General features: G+C 36.2%; 18 protein-coding genes. 9 read left to right on the forward strand and 9 right to left on the reverse strand.

Annotated elements, in window-relative coordinates:
- Positions 1 to 27: 27 nt before the first annotated feature.
- Complete coding sequence (locus tag ACPF63_RS07390; protein ID WP_426482558.1) at positions 28 to 792, forward strand: SDR family NAD(P)-dependent oxidoreductase; 765 nt, start codon at positions 28 to 30, stop codon at positions 790 to 792.
- Between the two features lie 83 nt (positions 793 to 875).
- On the opposite strand, the gene ACPF63_RS07395 is transcribed toward ACPF63_RS07390, so the two are convergent.
- Positions 876 to 1,052, reverse strand: a complete 177-nt coding sequence (locus ACPF63_RS07395; protein WP_077416734.1) for a bacteriocin — start codon at positions 1,050 to 1,052, stop codon at positions 876 to 878.
- A gap of 304 nt (positions 1,053 to 1,356) precedes the next feature.
- Entirely contained in the window at positions 1,357 to 2,511 is a 1,155-nt protein-coding gene (locus ACPF63_RS07400; RefSeq protein WP_426482559.1) for a methionine aminotransferase, read from the reverse strand.
- A gap of 228 nt (positions 2,512 to 2,739) precedes the next feature.
- Here ACPF63_RS07400 and ACPF63_RS07405 point away from each other — a divergent pair, with 228 nt between their 5' ends.
- Positions 2,740 to 3,273, forward strand: a complete 534-nt coding sequence (locus tag ACPF63_RS07405; protein WP_426482560.1) for a DUF2867 domain-containing protein — start codon at positions 2,740 to 2,742, stop codon at positions 3,271 to 3,273.
- A gap of 101 nt (positions 3,274 to 3,374) precedes the next feature.
- On the opposite strand, the gene ACPF63_RS07410 is transcribed toward ACPF63_RS07405, so the two are convergent.
- The 3 genes from ACPF63_RS07410 to ACPF63_RS07420 all read right to left on the reverse strand — a co-directional run bounded on the left by ACPF63_RS07410 (position 3,375) and on the right by ACPF63_RS07420 (position 8,359).
- Positions 3,375 to 4,598, reverse strand: a complete 1,224-nt coding sequence (locus ACPF63_RS07410; protein WP_426482561.1) for a T9SS type A sorting domain-containing protein — start codon at positions 4,596 to 4,598, stop codon at positions 3,375 to 3,377.
- A 208-nt stretch (positions 4,599 to 4,806) separates the two neighbouring features.
- Entirely contained in the window at positions 4,807 to 5,532 is a 726-nt protein-coding gene (locus tag ACPF63_RS07415; protein ID WP_426482562.1) for a LytR/AlgR family response regulator transcription factor, read from the reverse strand.
- A complete protein-coding gene (locus tag ACPF63_RS07420) occupies positions 5,501 to 8,359 on the reverse strand; it encodes a histidine kinase (protein WP_426482563.1) in 2,859 nt (952 codons plus the stop codon). Before ACPF63_RS07420 ends, ACPF63_RS07415 begins: the two co-directional genes overlap by 32 nt.
- A gap of 218 nt (positions 8,360 to 8,577) precedes the next feature.
- Between ACPF63_RS07420 and ACPF63_RS07425 the strand changes: the two genes are divergently transcribed.
- The 7 genes from ACPF63_RS07425 to ACPF63_RS07455 all read left to right on the forward strand — a co-directional run bounded on the left by ACPF63_RS07425 (position 8,578) and on the right by ACPF63_RS07455 (position 17,362).
- The gene (locus ACPF63_RS07425; protein ID WP_426482564.1) at positions 8,578 to 10,473 is read left to right on the forward strand and encodes a DNA topoisomerase IV subunit B; all 1,896 of its coding nucleotides are present in this window, start codon (positions 8,578 to 8,580) and stop codon (positions 10,471 to 10,473) included.
- 91 nt (positions 10,474 to 10,564) lie between these two features.
- Positions 10,565 to 11,074, forward strand: a complete 510-nt coding sequence (locus ACPF63_RS07430; protein ID WP_077416746.1) for a hypothetical protein — start codon at positions 10,565 to 10,567, stop codon at positions 11,072 to 11,074.
- On the forward strand, positions 11,049 to 13,640 hold the full coding sequence (locus tag ACPF63_RS07435) for a DNA gyrase/topoisomerase IV subunit A (RefSeq protein ID WP_426482565.1): 2,592 nt from the start codon (positions 11,049 to 11,051) through the stop codon (positions 13,638 to 13,640). Before ACPF63_RS07430 ends, ACPF63_RS07435 begins: the two co-directional genes overlap by 26 nt.
- Positions 13,641 to 13,681: 41 nt before the next feature.
- Positions 13,682 to 14,323, forward strand: a complete 642-nt coding sequence (locus tag ACPF63_RS07440; RefSeq protein ID WP_426482566.1) for a rhomboid family intramembrane serine protease — start codon at positions 13,682 to 13,684, stop codon at positions 14,321 to 14,323.
- Positions 14,324 to 14,354: 31 nt separating this feature from the next.
- A complete protein-coding gene (locus tag ACPF63_RS07445) occupies positions 14,355 to 15,443 on the forward strand; it encodes a helix-turn-helix domain-containing protein (RefSeq protein WP_077416752.1) in 1,089 nt (362 codons plus the stop codon).
- 159 nt (positions 15,444 to 15,602) lie between these two features.
- Positions 15,603 to 16,388: an SDR family NAD(P)-dependent oxidoreductase gene (locus ACPF63_RS07450; protein WP_180563916.1), complete on the forward strand. Its 786-nt coding sequence runs from the start codon at positions 15,603 to 15,605 to the stop codon at positions 16,386 to 16,388.
- Positions 16,385 to 17,362 carry an NAD-dependent epimerase/dehydratase family protein gene (locus ACPF63_RS07455; protein ID WP_426482567.1) on the forward strand — a complete coding sequence of 326 codons (978 nt, stop codon included), beginning with the start codon at positions 16,385 to 16,387 and terminating at the stop codon, positions 17,360 to 17,362. Before ACPF63_RS07450 ends, ACPF63_RS07455 begins: the two co-directional genes overlap by 4 nt.
- Before the next feature lie 19 nt (positions 17,363 to 17,381).
- Here ACPF63_RS07455 and ACPF63_RS07460 read toward each other — a convergent pair whose 3' ends face one another.
- From ACPF63_RS07460 to ACPF63_RS07475, 4 genes are all read right to left on the reverse strand, one after another.
- Positions 17,382 to 18,923, reverse strand: coding sequence for a lectin-like domain-containing protein (locus ACPF63_RS07460; protein ID WP_426482568.1), 1,542 nt, complete (start codon positions 18,921 to 18,923; stop codon positions 17,382 to 17,384).
- A 7-nt stretch (positions 18,924 to 18,930) separates the two neighbouring features.
- Complete coding sequence (locus ACPF63_RS07465) at positions 18,931 to 19,503, reverse strand: hypothetical protein (protein ID WP_426482569.1); 573 nt, start codon at positions 19,501 to 19,503, stop codon at positions 18,931 to 18,933.
- Positions 19,504 to 20,051: 548 nt separating this feature from the next.
- Positions 20,052 to 20,411, reverse strand: a complete 360-nt coding sequence (locus tag ACPF63_RS07470) for a DUF4180 domain-containing protein (RefSeq protein ID WP_426482570.1) — start codon at positions 20,409 to 20,411, stop codon at positions 20,052 to 20,054.
- A gap of 5 nt (positions 20,412 to 20,416) precedes the next feature.
- A complete protein-coding gene (locus ACPF63_RS07475; RefSeq protein ID WP_426482571.1) occupies positions 20,417 to 21,439 on the reverse strand; it encodes a serine hydrolase domain-containing protein in 1,023 nt (340 codons plus the stop codon).
- Between the last annotated feature and the right edge of the window lie 13 nt (positions 21,440 to 21,452).

Raw genomic sequence — 21,452 nt, forward strand, 5'->3', positions numbered from 1 at the left:
TTGTACCATCAAAATAATCAAAATACAATGAACACAAAAACAAATATCGCACTGGTAACCGGAGGAAGCCGTGGATTGGGCAAGAACTCAGCTCTAAAGATCGCTCAAAAAGGATTAGACGTTATTATTACCTACAGAAGTAATAAGGAAGAGGCTGAAGCTGTTGTGAATGAAATAAAATCAATGGGACGAAATGCTGCTGCTTTCCCGCTGGATACAAAAGACATTAAAAGTTTTGATGCCTTTGTAAAAGAAGTTACGGATCATCTGCAGGAAAATACAGGAAGTACTCGTATTGATTACCTGATCAATAACGCAGGAACAGCTTTATATTCACCCATTACGGAAGTAACGGAAGAACAGCTGGATGATGTTGTAGACATTCATTTCAAAGGAGTGTTTTTCCTGACTCAAAAATTTTTGCCATTCATGAATGATGGGGGAGGAATTATCAATATATCTTCAGGATTGGCAAGATTTGCAACTCCGGGATCTTCTATTTATGGATCTATAAAAGCTGGGGTAGAAATGCTCACAAAATATATGGCCAAAGAATTAGGATCAAGAAAAATCAAAGCTAATGTTGTGGCTCCTGGAGCTATTGAAACAGATTTCGGAGGAGGAAGAGTAAGAGATAATGAAGAGATCAACGCTGTAGTGGCGGGTGCTACGGCCTTAGGAAGAGTAGGACTTCCTGATGATATCGGCGGTGTAGTGGCATTTCTGTGTACGGAAGATGCAAGATGGATCAATGGACAAAGAATTGAAGTTTCAGGAGGAATGTTTTTATAACATTTGAAGAATCATCTTTATAATAATTCGGCCGGCTCATTTGAGCCGGCCGAATTATTATTTGTCATTTTTTTGGAGTATTATTACTCAACAGCTTCAAGGGGTTCAGGTAGCTGGCATTTAAGCTCTCTGCATCCAGGCCCGATGTATACACAGTACCCAGAAGAATTGGTACATCTTACGTTACCTAAACCTCCATTGATTGTACTTAATTCTTTTTTGTTTAATTTTTTTCCTTGTGAGATGATTCCCTTTTTCATGATTTTGATATTTAATGGATTAGTTATTTTATAAATATATGAAAATCATGAACAATAAGTCATTTATTAAAGAAAAATATAAACTCGTCATCTGAAATGACCTTGAAATATCTACCTCATTTTTAGAACAGTACAATTTTATCGGAGATAAAATCATTGCGCCTTAAAACGTTTACTTTTAAAGTTCCTTTGCGTCTTAGCGTTTTCAATACTAAATCCATAAATTTCAATGAGGTTGCTTTGCTCGCAATGGCAATTGGAGTAAAGATCTTTGTCTCTAAGCTCCCACAAAAGCACACAAAAACTATGATGATACTCTTGATAAATTCTCAATTGCCCTTTCCAGAGTTTCCTGCTTCTTGGCAAAACATAATCTTATCACATTTTCATTCAGTTTATTCTTATAAAATGAAGAGAAAGGAACACTGGCAACCTTATGATTAATGGTAAGCTCAGATGCAAAATCAAAATCGTTTTTATCCGAAATCTTATCATACTTTACTGCCTGAAAATAAGTTCCTTCACAATCCAGCAGTTCAAAAGATGTTCCTGCAAGACCTTTTCTCAGAAAATCTCTTTTCTCCTGGAAAAACTGATTCAGTTGGGTATAATGTTCATCATGTTTCATGTACTCACCCAGTGCAAGCTGGATAGGAGTATTCACACAGAAAACGTTGAACTGGTGTACTTTTCTGAATTCATCCGTTAAGATTTTGGGAGCAGCGCAGTAGCCTACTTTCCATCCGGTAACGTGAAAAAGTTTCCCGAAAGAAGCAACAAGAAGACTCCTTTCTTTCAATTCCGGATATTTACAAATGCTTAAATGCTGTTTTCCGTCAAAAACAATATTTTCATACACTTCATCACTTAAAATAAAAATGGAAGTCCCTTTTACCAGCTTAATAAGCTCTTGTATATCATTTTCTGTCAGGATTTTTCCGGATGGGTTGTTGGGATTATTGAGAATAATCATTCTGGTTTTGTCACTGACAAGATTTTTTACGGCAGCCCAGTCGATTTTATAATCCGGAGCTTTCATTTCAAAACGTTTTACAATACCTCCGAAAAGTTCTACAGTAGGTTCATAACAATCATAGGCCGGTTCAAAAATAATCACTTCATCATCCTTTTTGATAAAAGAAGCAATGGCTGTGAAAATAGCCTGTGTTCCGCCTGCTGTAATTGTTATTTCGGAGTCAGGATGATAAATTGCATGATGGCTGTTCTCAATTTTTCTGGCAATTTCTTCCTTCAGTCCAATCATTCCTCCCAGCGGAGCATACTGGTTAAAGCCTTTTTTAATAAAGTGATCTACATGATTCAATAACTCAGGATCAGGCATGAAATCCGGAAATCCCTGAGAAAGATTGATCGCTTCATTTTCGTTGGCAAGCTGAGTCATCTGACTGAAAATAGTAGTTCCTACATTGGAAAGTTTTGATAAAGGAAGTTGTATCATAAAAACAGTTTTGTTGATCGAATTTAATGAAATATTTAAAACAGACTCCATTTATAAAAATAAAAATTAAATAGAGAGAGGTTTAAGGCTGATGTTGAACTGTTTAATGGTTTAAATGATAAAGTTTATGAATAAATATGATTTTAAACATATGTTTGGTTTTTCTCTTTTTAATTTACAGAAAGATACCTACATTTGTTAGGCACACAGCTATTAAAAACAATGACAATGAAGATTAAGAAGACAGAGTTTCCTGAAAAATCAGTTTTATCCCAAGGGGAAAAAGATTTTGATTATAGTGATAGTTTTGAAGGAGAATTGACCCATGGAAGCCGGAATATTGATATTTCAGAAATCGGAAAAATATTCTTTACAAGCGGACCTGAATGGGGAAAGAAAATGTTTGCTTTCAGAAATAAAGCAGTAAGATTATTGGGGCTGAAGACCGGATATGAAACAGAAAGTCAGCAGAAAAGGGATTTTAAATGTGAAGTGGGAGAGCGCATGGGTATTTTTAAAGTGTTTGATAAAACAAATAATGAAATTGTTATTGGGGAAGATGATAAACATCTGGATTTCAGAGTTTCACTTTTATTTGATGAAGATAAAGAGCATCTTGACGAAAAATCACTTACCATATCAACTACAGTAAAGTTTCATAACTGGCTGGGTGTATTATATTTTCTTCCTGTTCGCCCTTTTCATAAGCTGATTGTACCTGCTATGCTGAAAAATATGATAGAACAATTAGAAAAAAGATAAATATTTACCCCTTACAAATGATTGAGGGATAAAGAGACAGTCTCAAAAGTTAAATTGTTTGACTTTTGAGACCGTATTTTGGTTATTGTTTTCTTGGCTATTTATTTGGAGATTATTAGTTTTTGTGAACCGGTTTTTCCTTCAGATGTGAGTTCAACAATATAAGTTCCCTGGATCAGCTTTTCAGTATTCAATCTGATGTTTTGGTTTCCACTATTGAGATTTTCAGACTTTTCTAATACTGTTTTTCCTGAGCTGTCAATAATTCTTACGGCTGCTTTTTCCTTCTTTGAAAGAGATGTCTGTACATCCACATAATTTTTGGCAGGATTCGGAACCAAAGAAATATCTCTTTTTCTGGCCGCCTGAAGCTCCTCTTTCGAAATGGCTTCCAGATCAGGATGTTCACTGCGGAGACCTGTGTTGTCAGTTTCTTTTAAAATTACTTTTCTTGAATAACAAAATGTAATGCAGGTGCTGCATTTTTTTAAACCTTTGCTATCAGATTGAATGACACATACCGTGTATGAACCGGGGGTATTATAAGTGTGTGAAGTCATATGATCAGTAAGCGGTGTTCCATCTCCCCAGTTTACAGAATAATTGTTAGGAGGATTATAGCTGTCTAAAAATACCTTGGCTGTTGCAGTATTGCTTGTAGAACTGAATGAGGTTTCAAGTTTGAAATTCGGGTCACAGTCAGCACATGGTTTTACACAGATGTTGTCATACCATACTATTTCAGAGGGATTTGATGTATAATCGGGAGTAAGCATTACAGCAGTTGAATTATTGATGATGTTGTTGAAGTCTGTGCAGGTTGTACCGCTGCTGGGATCCATTGTCCAGGTTCCTTCAGAATTGGAAGGCAGAACAGAGCCGCTGCAATTGGCAATGGGAGCCCGTACCCGTACCCATCCGCTTCCTTCAGTTACGGTGATATTGGCAACAAACGTGATTATTTTGCTGCCGGACATAATGTGAATGGCTGGATGTATGGGCGGAGACCCATTAAAAGTTCCATCATTTTCAAGATAGAAATCAAAAAATAAACATTGCCCCGGAAACCGCTGCCCCAGATTTTTAAAATCTACGGTATTGACAAGTCTTGAACCTCCGGAGTCATCAATTAGTTTTAGAAACTGAGAACCATCCAGAGCATTGGGAGTGCCGCTTGAAACGGTTACATTGCCATTAGGATAAGGAGCATGAACCCAGTTTCCGGCAGGCAAGGTAGATGAATTAAAATCTGAGCAGGGTGCCTGTGCTTTGAAAAACAGACCGCCCAGAAAAATGCAGATGGTAAAAATGTAAGCTTTTATCATAATACAGCATTGATTTTATAGATCAAAAATCAACAAAAAACTTTAGAATTAAATTTTGTGTATTGACTTCTGGTAAAGGTATTATGATATTAAGGCGTTCGGTAATACCGGTTGATAAGTGTATTTGTTATCCTAGTAAGTGTCAGTAAGTTGTATTTAATTGTAGTTGAATAGTAATTTTAGTTTTCGATGGGCCTTGAGTTATTTTTTAATCAAGATATCCTATCCGGTGAAGGAAATCATTTTTTTTGCGGACAGAAACATCCAGTACAGAATGATCTGCCATCACTACCTGGCCGCCTTTTCCTTTGATGTATTCTTTAAGATGAGACAGATTGATCAGATGTTTATGATGGATCCTGAAAAAACTATATTTTGAAAGCTGTTCTTCAAACTCGTGGAGTGTTTTGGAAACAATGATCTTGCTCTTATCTGTGAAATAAAATGTGGTATAGCTGGAATCTGCCTCACAGCGAATAATTTCACTGATATCTGTGAGTTTAAATCCCTGCAGTGTTGGAAGGCTGATCTTATTATTTTGAAGATTTACTGTATTTTTACTTTTTCTGATGCTTTCCAGTACTTTATTCACGGCAATGATGAACTCCATTTTTTTGATGGGTTTCAAAAGGTAATCGGCAGCTCCGTTTTTAATGGCCTGAATCGCAAAATTTTCAAAAGCTGTAATGAAAATAATCTTTGAATCAACTTCTCTGAACTTTGAAAGAAGATCAAATGCAGTTCCATCCTTCAGCTGAACATCCAGAAAAAGAATGTCTGGTGAGTTTTTGGAAAGATAAATATAGGCTTCCTCTACACTGGCGGCCTGGTGGGTGTTCTCTATTTCTGGAAATTCATTCTCCAGCAGCAGGGAGATATAATCTCTTCCATCCTGCTCGTCATCAATGATGTATGCCTGTATTTTGGTTTTCATAAGGTGTAATATAAAGTGTGATTTGAGTTCCCGGTCTTTTCTCTTTCTCCTGAAGATCGGTTATTTCTAATATGATATTAGTATCAAAAAGCTGTCTGAATGTTTCAATTCTCTTTTCAGATAATTTTACTCCAAAAGAATTTGCATTAGAATGAAGCTTCTTTCCAATGCCCACACCGTTGTCTTCAATAATCACACAGAGAGCTGTTCCTGTATATTGAAACAACACTTCAATGTTTCCTTTTCTGTCCTGAAGATTCGCTATACCGTGTTTTATGGCATTTTCTACAAAAGGCTGAATGAGGAGTGAAGGAACAGTCCAGCTTTCATTTACATTTTCAGAAACGGTAATTTTATAATCAAAAAGATCTTTCAGGCGCAGTTTTTCCATATTCAGGTATAAAGACAGGTATTCTGCTTCTTCTTTTATGGGCATGAAGGTTTTTTCGGAATAATGAAGCGTTTTCCGGATCATTACAGAAAAGGTATTAAGGTAGTTCTCCGCTTCATAATAATCTTTTTTATACAGTAAAAAATGAATGGAATTGAGACAGTTATAAATAAAATGCGGGTTGATCTGTGCTTTAATGGCCTGAAGTTCCAGTTCTGCAATTTTCTTTTCATAATATAAAGTCTCCAGTTTTTTATTTCTCTTTTTCTGAAAATAAAATGTGATCAGCATAGATAATGCAGCAGCTCCAATGAAGACAAGAAGCAGTTTAAACCACCACGTTTGCCAGAATGCAGGTTTGATTTCAAAATGAAGATCAGTAGAGACATACGACTTTCTCCCGTTGTAACCCAATCCGAAAACTTTAAAAGTATAATCCCCTGGTGGAATAGAGTTGAAAGTAATATTCGGGGAACTGCCGGTTTGCCAGTCTTCACTTAGTCCTTCAACTTTATACTGGTAGCTGATTTGCCCTTGTGAAGCAAAATCCGGAAAACTTACATTAAAAGTCAGGCTGTTATCCGGAGTCTTGCCTTCCAGTGGCTGGCCAGGATCATAAAAGAGATTATTCCCGATCTTTACAGAATTAATGATTACTTTTTTATGAACAGATTTCTGCTGGCTCAAAAGGTTTTTAATAGAGAGAATACCCAGACCTTTTGATGTACCTGCATAAACGGTATCTCCGGAAATAATACATCCTGCAACAACATTTGAGGGAAGACCATCTGTATGGGTGAAATTATTGATTTTTAATTTTTTATCCTTAAATTCAATTCTGCTGAGACCGTAATTGGTACTTGCCCAGAAAACCTTTTCATTCTCTATTTCTATTTTTTTGATCTGTCTTGTCGGAAGACCATCGCTTTCCATGATTTTTTTGATCACTCTGAAATTATTAAACAAAATAATTCCGTTAAGATTGGTTGCACCTGCATACAGATTATCACTGAGCTTTTTAATGTCTGTAAAATAATACCCCTCCAGAAACAGCCTTTTCTTTTTTGTAGCGGTATTCAGCTTATAGAGGTCTTTAAATGTTCCGGCAAAGATGCTGTCCCGGGTATAAGGTAATGCGGTATAAATCCGGCTGCCCATCATCAGCTTTTCGTAGGATCCTTTATGGTGATTATAGGCAATAAGACCTTCCAGAGTACAGAAAAGTGCAGATCCCAAAGTATAGGGAACCATGTTTTTAATGACATTTTCCTTCAGGACCTGTTTTTCTCCTGTTACTGTATTATACCGGACCGGATTTCTGGAAAGTCCGAAGATGATTGTATTTCCATCAGACAAAATGGCTTTGTTCTCCATTTGAGAGCTTTCTCCCAAATGAAGGTCCGTGATGACTCCGTTATGATAAATACCGCCTTTGGCTTCATTATAACCGAGATAGATACTGTTTCCGTTTTTTGCAATAGCCGTGATATGAGATGAATTGTTCTTCACAGGAAAATGAATATAATTTCTGAAAAACAGGTCCGAAATAAAGAAAAGGCCATTGTTTCTGGTAGAAAACCAAAGATTGTTATCTTTATCTGTCAGTACATCATGGATAATGTAGCCATCCATCAATCGGATAGGATTTGATAAGCCTTCTGTTTCCATGAAAGGATTTTTGAAATATAAAACACCACCATTTTCAAGACAGGCCCAGATCCGGGAGTTTTTATCAATGGCCAGACGGTGTATGTTTTCGGGAGCTGTATAGGAAGCAATTTTTTTGAAATGGAACTGATGATAAACTCTGTATATATCAATCTTTCTTCCGTTTTTTAAAATAAAAAAATCTCCCTTCCTTGTTACCATTGTATTTTTTTCGATAGAAATATTGCAGACTGTTTTTTTTCGGGTGAAAACATTATAGACTTCGAGATTCTTCTTTTTATATCTATCAGAAATATAAAGGTTTCCGTTTGCCATATTCAATCCGAAAGTAAAATAATTATCCGAAGCATTCTGATGGATAAAAATGGGTATTGTCGTGATTTTTTCGTTCTTGTAAACTAATATGTTTTTGGGATTGTCTCCCTCATACAGATAGACCGTATTTCCGTTGATATGGCTGAGTGTAGTATAAGTAAACTTTATTTTTTTCAACTCCGGATTGCGGTCTGAGTTGATGATTTTGCCTTTCTTCAGATATGCAAAATCATTCAGGAAAGAAATAATAAACATTTCGTTGTCCGGAATTGGAAAACAGTCCAGGATCTCAATGTTCTTGAGCCCGTTTTTACTTCCGAACTGCTTAAATTCTGCTCCGTCAAACCTGAAAAAGCCGGTGTCGCTTCCCAGGTAGATGAATCCATTTTCATCCTGATTCAATCCATAGGTATATGAGCTGTTGAGACCGTCTCCTTCATTATAATGTACCATCCCGGGAATTTGAGCATTACATAATGAAACAGCCAGTAAAATGAAGAAAAATAAACAAGAGATTATAATTTTTTTCACATTTAGTAAAATAATTGTGAAAATTATATAATTTGATTGATAATACTGCAATTTTTTTGGGGAAATCTTTAAAAAACAAACTGAAAAATTCGGATAATTTTATACAATTTTGTACTTTTGTATGTTTGCTGAAATCATATATGTCACAAGAAATAAATCCAACCTATTCAGAAGATAATATTAGAACCCTCGATTGGCAGGAACATATCCGTCTGCGTCCCGGCATGTACATTGGGAAGCTTGGTGACGGATCTTCCGCGGATGACGGTATTTATATTCTGCTTAAAGAAATCCTGGATAACTCCATTGATGAGTTCAGGATGAGATCAGGTAAAAGAATCGAAATAAAAGTGGATGACGGAAAAGTTACAATTCGTGACTTTGGACGTGGAATCCCATTGGGAAAAGTAGTAGATGCTGTTTCCAAAATGAATACCGGAGGTAAATACGACAGTAAAGCATTTAAAAAATCTGTAGGATTAAATGGGGTAGGTACCAAAGCGGTAAATGCGCTCTCTGAGTATTTCAGAGTACGTTCTTTCCGTGACGGGAAAATGAAAGCCGCAGAGTTCTCCCAGGGACTTATCAAAGAGAACTTTGAAGAAAAAGAGACTTCAGACAGAAACGGTACTGAAATTTCTTTCATTCCGGATGGTGATATATTCCTGCATTTCAAATACAGAAAAGAGTATATCGAAAGAATGCTCCGAAATTATGCATACCTGAATCCAGGGCTTAAAATTCTTTTCAACGGAGAGACCTATTTCTCTGAAAATGGTCTTAAAGATCTCCTTGAAGAAGAACTGGAAAGTGAAACCCTTTATCCTATTGTTCATTTAAAAGATGATGATATTGAAGTGGCAATCACCCATACTGACAAATCTCAGATGGAAACCTATTTCTCATTCGTAAACGGACAGAATACCACGCAGGGCGGTACCCACCTTAATGCATTCCGTGAAGCTTATGTGAAGACAATCCGTGAGTTTTTTAATAAAAGTTTTGAAGCTTCTGATATCAGAAAGTCTATCATTGCCGCTATCTCCATCAATGTAGAAGAACCTGTTTTTGAATCCCAGACCAAAACAAAATTAGGATCTAATGATATGGGGCCGAACGGACCTACCGTAAGAACATTTATCATTGATTTTCTAAAAAGTAAACTGGATAACTTCTTACATAAGAACCCGGAAATTGCGGAAGCCATCCAAAGAAAAATATTGATTTCTGAGAGAGAAAGAAAAGAACTTTCCGGAATTCAGAAACTGGCTAGAGAAAGAGCTAAGAAAGTTTCTCTTCACAACAAAAAACTTCGTGACTGCAGACAGCATTATAACGATCAGAAAGCCGAAAGAAAAGGTGATACTCAGATCTTCATTACCGAGGGAGATTCTGCATCAGGATCTATCACAAAATCCAGAGATGTGGAAACGCAGGCTGTATTCTCACTGAAAGGTAAACCATTGAACTGCTATGGCCTTACCAAGAAGGTGGTATACGAAAATGAAGAATTTAACCTTCTTCAGGCTGCTTTAAATATTGAAGAAAGTCTGGAAGACCTGAGATACAATCAGGTGATTATTGCAACCGATGCCGATGTTGATGGGATGCACATTCGTTTGCTGATGATTACTTTCTTCCTGCAGTTCTTCCCGGATCTGATTAAAAACGGACACCTTTATATTCTTCAGACTCCTTTATTCAGGGTAAGAAATAAGAAAGAAACAAGATATTGTTATTCAGAAGTTGAAAGAGTAAAAGCATTAAATGATCTTGGGAAAAATCCTGAAATCACACGATTTAAGGGATTAGGAGAAATTTCTCCGGATGAATTCAAGAATTTTATAGGTCAGGATATCAGATTGGAACCTGTGGTATTAGGGAAAGACCAAACCATTGAACAGCTTCTGGAGTTTTATATGGGAAAAAACACTCCGGACAGACAAGCTTTCATTCTTGAAAACCTTGTTGTGGAAGATGATACTGATATCGCTAAAAAAGAAATTCTGGATGAAGTAGAAAATCAGAAAAATTAAATATTAAAACTCTCCTTGAGAACAATGCAGAAGGGCAAAAAAAAACACATTTTGAAGTAAGAGATTAGGAAACTTACAACAAAAAAATCAAATGAGACTAAGTAACCGTAATAAAGCATCAGTTTATAACTTTTTAAGCACCCTTCTTCTTATGATAATGGTACTTGGAGTAATTGTATTTATAGCTAATAAATATAGGTTTAATGCGCTGGATGATGAAAGTTATTTACTGATTATTGTTCCTATTATGATGCTGATTATCTTTTATATTTGTGGACGGCAGATTTTTGAATATGACAGCGATGGAGAAGCCCTGAACTTTAAAAACAGGAATATTATTCCTTTTTTAAACAAGCCTCTTCATGATGAATTTCCAAAATATAAGCTGATAAAATATGATGTAGTCAGTATTTTATTTATCAAAAGATTATACATCACCGTTTCAAGTAAGAATAATGGATCTACTATACTGAAATATCAGATCTCTTATTTGAACAGAAAAGAAGTAAACGATTTAAAACTCTCTTTAAACAAAGTAGTAAAAGCTAATAAAGAGAATAAAGACAAAAAAACAGATGACGACAGAAGAATATTCGCATGAGGGTGAAAGTTTAAAGAAGGTTTCCGGTCTGTATAAAGACTGGTTTCTGGATTATGCTTCCTATGTAATTTTGGACAGAGCTATCCCTTCGGTGTATGACGGTTTAAAACCCGTTCAGCGAAGAATTATGCACTCTATGCGGGAACTGGAAGACGGCCGTTACAATAAAGTGGCGAACATCGTGGGAAATACCATGAAATACCACCCACACGGAGATGCTTCCATTACAGATGCCATGGTGCAGGTAGGGCAGAAAGAACTGCTGATAGATACTCAGGGAAACTGGGGGAATATTTATACAGGAGACTCTGCGGCTGCGGCAAGATATATTGAAGCAAGGCTGACTCCTTTTGCGCTGGAAGTAGTCTTTAATCCTAAAACTACAGAATGGACCAAATCTTACGACGGAAGAAATAATGAACCTGTAGACCTGCCGGTAAAATTTCCCTTGCTTCTTGCACAGGGAGTAGAAGGTATTGGAGTAGGGCTTTCCACAAAAATACTTCCGCATAACTTCAATGAGCTTATCAACGCATCAGTAGCTTATCTGAAAGGAAAGAGATTTGAGCTGTATCCGGACTTTTTAACAGCCGGTTATCTGGATGTTTCAGAATATAATGATGGGCACAGAGGAGGAAAAGTAAGAGCCAGAGCCAAAATTACCCAAACGGATAAACATACATTGGTGATTTCCGAACTTCCTTACTCGAAAACGACAACTGACCTTATTGATTCTATCTTAAAGGCCAATGAGAAAGGGAAAATCAAAATTAAAAAGATTGAGGATAATACTTCAGATAAAGTAGAAATCCTGATTCATATCCATAATGATGTTTCACCGGATAAAACAATTGATGCCCTGTATGCATTCACGGACTGTCAGGTGACAATCTCTCCGAATGCCTGTGTGATTGTAGGTGACAAACCTATGTTCATGAATGTTTCCGATATCCTGAAAATGAATACGGACCATACGGTGTCATTATTGAAGAAGGAACTTGAAATTGAACTTCACGAACTTCAGGAAAGCTGGCATTTCTCTTCACTGGAAAGAATTTTTATTGAAAATAGAATCTATCACGATATTGAAGAGGTGAAAACCTGGGAAGATGTATTAAAAACAATTGATGCAGGATTAAAACCACATACCAAACATCTTTTAAGAGCGGTTACCGAAGAGGATATCTTAAAACTGACTGAAATCAGAATCAAGAGAATTTCAAGATTCGATTTAGATAAATTTAAAGAAAATATTGCATCACTTGAAGGTAAAATAGAACAGGTGAAATACCACCTGGCCAACCTGATCGCTTATGCCATCGATTATTATTTAAATATTCAGAAAAAGTACGGTAAAGAGAAACAGAGAAAGACAGAGCTTAGAATTTTTGATACCATTGATGCTACAAAAGTAGCGGTGGCTAATGAAAAGTTCTATGCCAATTTTGAAGAAGGCTTTATCGGAACATCCCTGAGGAAAGACCAGTATCTGTTCGATTGCTCTGACATTGATGATATCATTATTTTCAGAAAAGACGGAAGCATGAAAGTGGTAAAAGTAGAGGCGAAAACGTTTGTTGGAAAAGATATCCTGCACGTTGCCATCTGGAAGAAAAATGATAAAAGAACAGTGTATAATATGATCTACCGGGAGGGAAGAGAAGGACCATATTATATGAAACGTTTCTCGGTAACCGGAGTGACAAGAAATACAGATTATCCGTTAGCTTCAGATAAAAAAGGTTCCGAAACACTGTATTTTTCGGCAAATCCTAATGGTGAAGCAGAAACAGTAACAGTATTGTTAAAGCCAAATCCTAGAATCAGAAAGAACAAAATGGAGATCAATTTCTCCGAACTTGCCATCAAAGGACGTGATTCCAAAGGAAACCTGGTGACAAAATATGCGGTAAAGAAAGTGGATATGAAGGAAGAAGGAGTTTCTACTCTGGCACCTAGAAAAATCTGGTTTGATGATACGATAAGAAGACTGAACGCTGATGTAAGAGGAACATTACTTGGAAGTTTTAAAGGGGATGACAAAATTCTGACTATCAATACAAACGGTGAAGTAAAGCTTGTTTCTTTTGATTTGGGTAACCGTTTTGATGATGAATATCTGGTTTTGGAAAAATGGAGACCTGCACAGCCTATTACCTGTATTTATTATGATGGAGAAAAAGACATTTACTTCATCAAGAGATTTTTACTGGAAAATACGGTAAACGTACAGACCTTCATGCCGTCTGAGCACCCGAAATCATTTATTGAAAATGTAATCGTTGCCAATGACGTAACTGCAGAAATTATTTTCGCGAAAGATAAAGGCAAAGAACGTGAAGCTGAAACAATAAACATCGATGAATTTATTGCCGTAAAAGGAATAAAAGCAATCGGAAATCAGTTTACAAAATTCAAAGTAAAAGCAATTAATATTACCATTCCTGAACCTGTGGAAGAAGAACCGGAGATTTATGAAGATCCTGAACCCACAGGAGATACAGATGAAGACGGAGGAATTATAGGAGATCTGTTTCAGGGTGACGGGAATAGCGAAAATGAATAGACCATACAATGTCTGTTTAATTATAACATAAGAAACATACGATGAATATAGTTGTTTTAATTATCATGGCGGCCGCATGTATTTTTAGTTACATGGGATTTAACAATACAGCATTATTTGAAAAATATAAATTCAATGTTGGAGCCATTGCAAACCGTAAAGAATATATAAGGCTGATCAGCTCTGCATTTTTGCATGCAGACTTTATGCACTTATTTTTTAATATGCTTTCCCTGTATTTTTTCCAGGGAGTAGTCATTAGTTTTTTTGGAGAAACGGGATTTTTGATTCTTTATTTTGGATCAATGATTTTAGGAAATCTATTCAGTTTACAGATTTATAAAAACCAGCCTTGGTATTCTGCTATTGGAGCATCAGGAGCGGTTTCGGGAATTATTTTTGCTTCCATAGCCATGGCACCGAATGAGATCAGTGTCAATTTCTTACCGGGATGGTTATTTGGAACATTATATTTCGGATATTCTGTATACATGATGCTGAATCCTAAACAATGGGATAATCTTGGCCATGCCGCTCACCTTGGAGGAGCTTTTTTCGGACTCGTTTACTCTATTGTAATGCATCCGCAGCTGGCCATGAGCAATATCCTTTTCTTAGGAATCATGTCGCTTCCGTTAATTTATCTGGGATATGAAATTTTTGTAAGGAAGCGAATAGGATAAAAGACTATTTTTGCTTAAAATATCAAAACCAATGAACACATCAGAGTTAAACAGTTTCATCGTGATACTTATCTATGGTTCATTGGTTTTGCTTTCTCTGCTAAAGCTCGCCAATCCTTTACAAGTAAACCATAAAGCCAATTTCTGGTTTGGAATATTTCTTTTTCTGTGGTCTACCTTCTGGCTGGATGAGGTTTTGTTTCTCATCACGGGTACGACAGTTGAGTTTCATTCCCTGTTTTTCGTCAGATGTATTCAGTTTTTCACACCCATTGTTTTTTACTTTAGTGTGCTGTTCTTTACCAATCCCTCTTTTACCTTCAAAATCAAGGATTTTAAATTCCTGTTACTTCCTGCAGCCTTTCTGTTATGTCTTATCTTAGTAAATCTCGGTTATGAATCACCGTTTGAATATCTGAGTGTTATTTTGATCCTGATTCAGGCACTGTTCTATACCGGACTTTCTTATATTACCATCAGAAAACACCAGCGAAAGATCCAACAGTTTTCTTCCAATACTGAAGGAATCAATTTGAATTGGCTTGAGTATATCATTCTGGTACTTCTTATTGTGAATATCATCTATGTGATATATAATCTCTTCTATGACCCTAAATCACTGAATTTTTTTATCAATACTGTCTTTTTACTGGTGATCTACTGGGTGGGATATTATTCTCTGAAACAAAGGGAAATTTATCCTTTAGAAGAAAAGCAAAGAGAAGAACTGATCTCTATCAATGAAGATTCCGATTCAGAAGAGATAAAGAGAAAGCTCATCTCCGATGAAGAATTACTAAAGATTAAAACCTCACTTGAAAGACTGATGGAAATACAAAAGCCCTACCTTGACAGTGAACTTAACCTGATCAGGCTGGCTGAAATGCTCTCCGTTTCTACTCATCACCTGTCTTATGTCATCAATACAGGTTTTGGAAAGAATTTCTTCCAATATGTAAATGAATTCAGAGTAGAATATGCCCAAAAACTTTTGAAGGAATCAAATAGTAAATTATCAATTCTGGGGATTGCGTACGAATCAGGATTCAATTCCAAGACTTCTTTTAATACCACGTTTAAAAAAGTGACGGGACAGACTCCTTCTGAATTCAAAAAATAAGTTCAGGTTTATAAAGTTTTACTTTTGTGTTGATTTAAAATATTGATTTTAAGTAATTTATATGTTTTATCTTTCTTGATTGAAAATCAGTTCGTTCAGATAATCCGGAACATTCAAACCCTCTTTACACGATAGCTTTGTACCATAAAATGTAAACGTATGGATACCAAAGAGTCATATGCTGTAGTCACAGGAGCAAGTCAGGGACTGGGCAAATCATTTGCTGAAAATCTGGCCAGAAAAAAGATCAATGTCATTCTTGTAAGCCTTCCGGATCAGAATCTCAAGGAATTTTCCCATGAGCTGGAAGAGCTGTATGAGGTAAAAGTTCATTACTATGAAACAGATCTTTCTGTTAATAACAATGTCATGAAGCTCACAGAATGGCTTAACCGTTCTTTTGATATTCATATCCTGATCAACAATGCAGGACTTGGGGGTACTAAAAAATTCACAGAAGCCTCTCCGGATTATATCAATACCATTCTGCAGGTTAATGTAACGGCAACCTCTCTGATTACCCATCAGTTGCTCCCCAACCTTTTAAAACAGCCAAAAGCCTATATTTTGAATGTCTCCAGTATGGCGGCCTTTTCTCCTATTGGTTTTAAAACCGTATATCCTGCTTCCAAAAGTTTTATCCATTCATTTTCCAGAGGGCTGTATGAAGAGTTGAAAGACACCAATGTCTTTGTAAGCGTTGTGAATCCGGGTGCCATGAAAACCAATACGGATGTCTGTAAAAGAATAGAAAAACAAGGTTTCATAGGAAGACTGACGCTTTTGAATCCTGATAAAGTGGCATCATACTGTATTCGTCAGCTGTTTAAAAAAGATTCCGTAATTATGGTAAATCCAATCAGCTGGCTGATGATGAAAATTTTACCAATATGGATCAAACTTCCGTTGATGACCCAGGCTATAAAAAGAGAGATCGAAGCATGAAAAAAGTATGTGTAACCGGAGCAACAGGGCTTCTGGGAACTAATGTTATTATTAAATTATTACAAAATGGTTATTCTGTTATTGCTCTGGTGCGCAAGAAAAGCGGCTGGCTGGGCGAAGAAAACGAGAATCTGAAGTTGGTGGAAGCAGATCTTTCATCCGATCTTTCATTGTTACTCAAAGAAGTTGACTGTATCATTCATATTGCAGCGGAAACACGTCAGAATCTCATCAGCTATGGTGAATATAGAAAAGTGAATTATGAAATGACCGTAAATCTGTTTACCCATGCGGAATTAGCAGGTGTAAAAAAGTTTTTATTTGTAAGCACGGCAAACACCTTAGGGTATGGAAATACAGCTTTCCGGGGAAATGAACAAGCGCCGCAGCTTTATCCTTTCACACATTCACTGTATGCACAAAGCAAGCTGGAAGCTGAAGATTATCTTTTAAAGAACCATAAAAATACAGACGTTATTATCGTTAATCCAACTTTTATGATCGGAGCCTATGACAGCAAACCGAGTTCCGGGAAAATCATCTTTTGGACCTGGAAAAAGAAACTGTTTTTTTATCCGAAAGGAGGGAAGAACTTTGTACATGTGGAAGATGCCGCTAACGGAATTTTATATGCTATTCAATATGGAAAGACTGATGAAAAATATCTCTTAGCCAATGAAAATTTGAGCTATAAGGAATTTTTTAAGAAAGTAAACCGGATTACCGATCAGAATCCAGTCATGATAGCTATTCCAAACAGAATTTTGAGTTTCCTTGGATTGATAGGTGACGGCTTGAGAAAATTAAACATAAAAACAAATCTCAGTACCTCCAATATGAAAGCTCTGCAGATCCGTAATTATTATTCTAATCAGAAATCAGTAGAAGAGTTAGGTATTCAATATCAATCCGTTGATAAAGCAATTGAAGATGCTGTTCAGTATTTTATTGAAAATAAAAAAACCAGCTCTTAAAAGCTGGTTTTTAATCAAATTATCTTGTTATTTTCTGGGTTACATTCTTGTTGGAAATAACGCAGGCTTTACTGCAGTTATTTGTATTAGAAATATTAACCTGTACCAATGCCGGCAATGATCTGTATTCTTCCTTATTATAAGGAGCTTCAGTACCATTGCTTCCACCGCCTTTAATATCATATTGTACCTGGACCACTCCTGTGAACCCAACCGCAGGTTTGAAAGAAAGCGCTCCGGTAGTGGGGAAGTAAGTCCATGTTCCCTGGCTGTTAGTATAAACACCACCAGTTATATTCGGAATCAGAGCTCCATTATTATCCAAAAAACGAAACGAATTGAAATCAAGGTTATTATATGAAAGTGTTGGCGGGTTTTGACCACCTGCTGAAGAATAAGCCGCATCATTCAGCAAAGGATAATAAATTGACTTTATCCCCGGGCATCCCGCGAACAGATCATCTGTTACTTCTGCAGCATAAGGTCTGGTAACCCCTAAGTTTCTCAATAAATGTATATTTTTAGCAGCTCCTGTAGAAGCAGCAAATCCAATTCTGAAAGTTGAAGGTGCTGAGGTATCCAGAGTTCTTACCGTACTGTTGGATATTGTAGTTTCCGTATATTTCAGAGAAGTTGGATAATAATAATTATCAATCACTGTTTCTTTCACGGTTCCGTGTTGTATTTCCAGGGTTATATTGTAACCGCCAGCAGGATTGGGAACTAATGTGACATACGCTTTACGGAATCTTGCATCATTTTCATTGAGAGGAAAGGTTGTTCCACCACTTTCAATGCTGAATTGCTGAAGAGTTGTATTTTTAATCCCTATATATTTTCCGGTTGCAGTATCAAGATAAGCAGATCTGTTACTGCTGGAAGGAGCAGCATTGGTTGCTGTACTGTAAAGCAATGGATACCCATTGTATCCTGCAGGTTCAGCTGATGACAGATACTGATTTCCACGTTTACCTCTTAAAGAAACATTGCTTCGTCCATCCGCTAATGATACACCGAAAATTCCATTTCTGACTCTTTCACCCTGGTTAAAGCTTGTTTTAAAATTTCCGAATTCATCCAGTCCTATTCCAAGATAGGCTCCTCTAAGGCCTTCTGTAGACTCGCCTCCACGTACAAAACTATATCCTAATCCTCCACCAAAGTATCCAAGATTAAGCTGCTCTTTAGGAATAGATCCGTCTACTAAGAATATAGAAATACCGTCTCCTCCGTTAATGTTTCCGCCATAAATAGCAAATTCAAACTCGAATTTGATTCCCTGGTCACTTTTGAATATTTTATCAGCAAGTATTACACCTCCCGAAATATTGTTCACACTTCGGGTAAGCCGCAATCCATCTGTGGTAAAGGTGGCATCATTCTGGACTCCACTGGTTGCTACTTTATAAGCTTCCTGAGGCTGTAATCCCTGTGTGAAGTTTACAAAATAAGGATAGCCGGTTCCCTGTTCATTTTGTGCTTTACTATTCTGGGAGAAAATGAATAATGAAAAAATAAATAAAAGCCTTTTGTATTGTAAAACTGAGGTATTTTTTATCATAGCTCGGTTATTTAACAACAAAAACAATATTAATAAAAGAACAGTCTGTGGCTGCGGCTTTTACATCATAAGTCATTACCCCATCATCAGAAATAGAAATATTGCTGAATACATTAGGATCAGCATCTGTTACATAATAATAAATGTCTTTGCTTGACGGGAAAAAAGGAATAGATGCGGGAGCGCTGGTGCTCTTTGCTTTTGGAGACCCGAACTGTGTTTTATACAAGGTATATAAATCTTTTGTTCTGCCGGTAGCATTGGTAGAAGTGTCAAAAGAAACACTAGGCATGTAAAACATTTTTACAGTATTACTACTGATACATAACCAATCAGGCTTGGTAGGTGTTCCAATATTCTGGCTTAAACATTTCTTATCAGTATCATAAATAAGAAGCGAATTGGCCGGATTGGAAATAGCATCTCTTTTTGCAGTAGTAAGTCTTGGTATCAGAGTTCCTTTGTTTTGACTGTAAACATCCAGAATAGAGCTTTCGTCAGGTGTTGGTGTATTAATCCCTATCTGGGCAAAAGAAAAAGAACTTACTAAAACGATTGGTAGAAATAATTTTTTAATCATGATGTCTCTAATAATTTTTTATCTGTGTATTGTATGTTTTTTGTGGTGTGTTTTTTATGAAAATACTTTCATACCAGCTCGATTCATATTGGAAATAAATACTCCTGCAACTCATCCAAACAATGAATTATACTCATAGATAGTATGAGGAGCCCTTAGGTTCCAAGATAACAGATACAACAAGGATGTGTCATAGAGACAATCTATGTTTTATCTGAAAGAGTCGAAAAGAGAATTGAGTTAAGTAGCCCTATTATATAAAATATAAGCTTGTAGAATAGTAAAATTCATAACCTTTGTGTTTTTGCAAATATACGAATAAACTACTTATTATGTGTGTTTTATGAGATTAATTTTAATTTAACTTTGTTTGTTGGTTAAATCATCGATTGTTGAATTAATTTTTTTGAGAATATGGTAATATAAATAGATTATTTTTAACATTCAATCACCGTATTTTTTTTAAACATGCCGTTTTGTAAAAAAATACTTCTGTTAAAAAATCCATTAAATAGTATGTTTTTGTACGTAATTAGCTGAAAAAGAATTTATTTTGATAAATTATCTAATGCCTTTTCCAGTGATTTTAGAAAATTTACGTGTCTTGTTTTGTTACTTTCAAAAATGAAATCCTTCAGACTCTTACTATCATATTTGTCGAAGTCACCTACAATAGCCAGTCCGATACGATAGTTCGAGAATTTTTGAAGAATTTCACCGGCTATTTTTGTTTTTAAATCGAAGAATTCAGGAGTGATGTTTTTTTCATAAAGAATGACCTTGTCAAAACCTTGATAATAAACATTTCCCATGAGATCCAGCCCGTCCTGTGCAGATTGGATGATAATTTGATCAGAAATAACTTCTGCAATTTTTATCGTATTAATTTCGTGAGATTCAATAGTCATCTTCTTTATTGAATTGTTTTTTTGATGTCATGTAAAAAGTTACCCAAAGGAAATGCATCTCCCAGATTGGTAAGTGCTATAATACAGCTGTTATGCTGCAGATCTCTCCAGAATAAAGCTTTGAAACCATTCAGACCGCCTGTATGCATTGCGGTTTTTCCACCCTTTTCATCTTCTATAAACCAGGCAAATCCGTAGTTTGAAATCTGGCCGCCAGCTAGTTTTGCAGGAGTATACATGAGAGCTGTATTTTCTTTACTGATCAAGGTATAAGTTCGCAAAGCCTGATCAAATTTATACAGATCTTCAGGAGTAGAATAAATTCCGCCGTCACCAGTTGTTAAGATTGAATAATCATCAGGCTTCTTCTGCCGATTATATCCTGATGCTTTATTCTGGATAATTGTGGAAGATTTATACACATACGTATTGTTCATCTTCAAAGGAGTGATAATCTGTTCATGGATCAAAGTACCATAAGATTTCCCGGAAACTTTTTCGATAATCTGAGAAAGAATGATATATCCGCTGTTGCTGTATTTAAATTTACTGTCAGGAATGAAATCAAGATTTTTAAGACTAAACAGCCAGGCAATCACTTCCGTATTGGTCAATCCTTTTTTCGAAAATAAATTCTCATAGTCACTGATTCCTGATGTATGGTGCAAAAGCTGTCTGATAGTGATATCTTTAGCATATTCGGGAAGTTCAATGAACTGAGATGCCTTATCATCCAGTTTTAATAAACCTTTTTGCTCTAAAATAATAATCGCTGCCGCAGTAAAAGCCTTGCTGAGAGAGGCAATATAAAAAGAAGTATTTTTATCAGACCGGAGCCCTTTTTCAATATTGCGGAAACCCAGGGCAGTATCACATACCATCCTGCCGTCTTTCACAATCAGAACAGAACCGTTGAATTCACCTTTCTTATAATATTCATTCACAACATCCTGAGGATGCTGTTTGCAGGATGTTAACGACAGAATCAGGAAAATACCAACGAAGGCATACCATATCAAAGTTTTCATAGGTTAGGTGTTT

The sequence above is a fragment of the Chryseobacterium sp. R2ACT005 genome (genome assembly GCF_049949215.1).
Classification (GTDB): domain Bacteria; phylum Bacteroidota; class Bacteroidia; order Flavobacteriales; family Weeksellaceae; genus Chryseobacterium.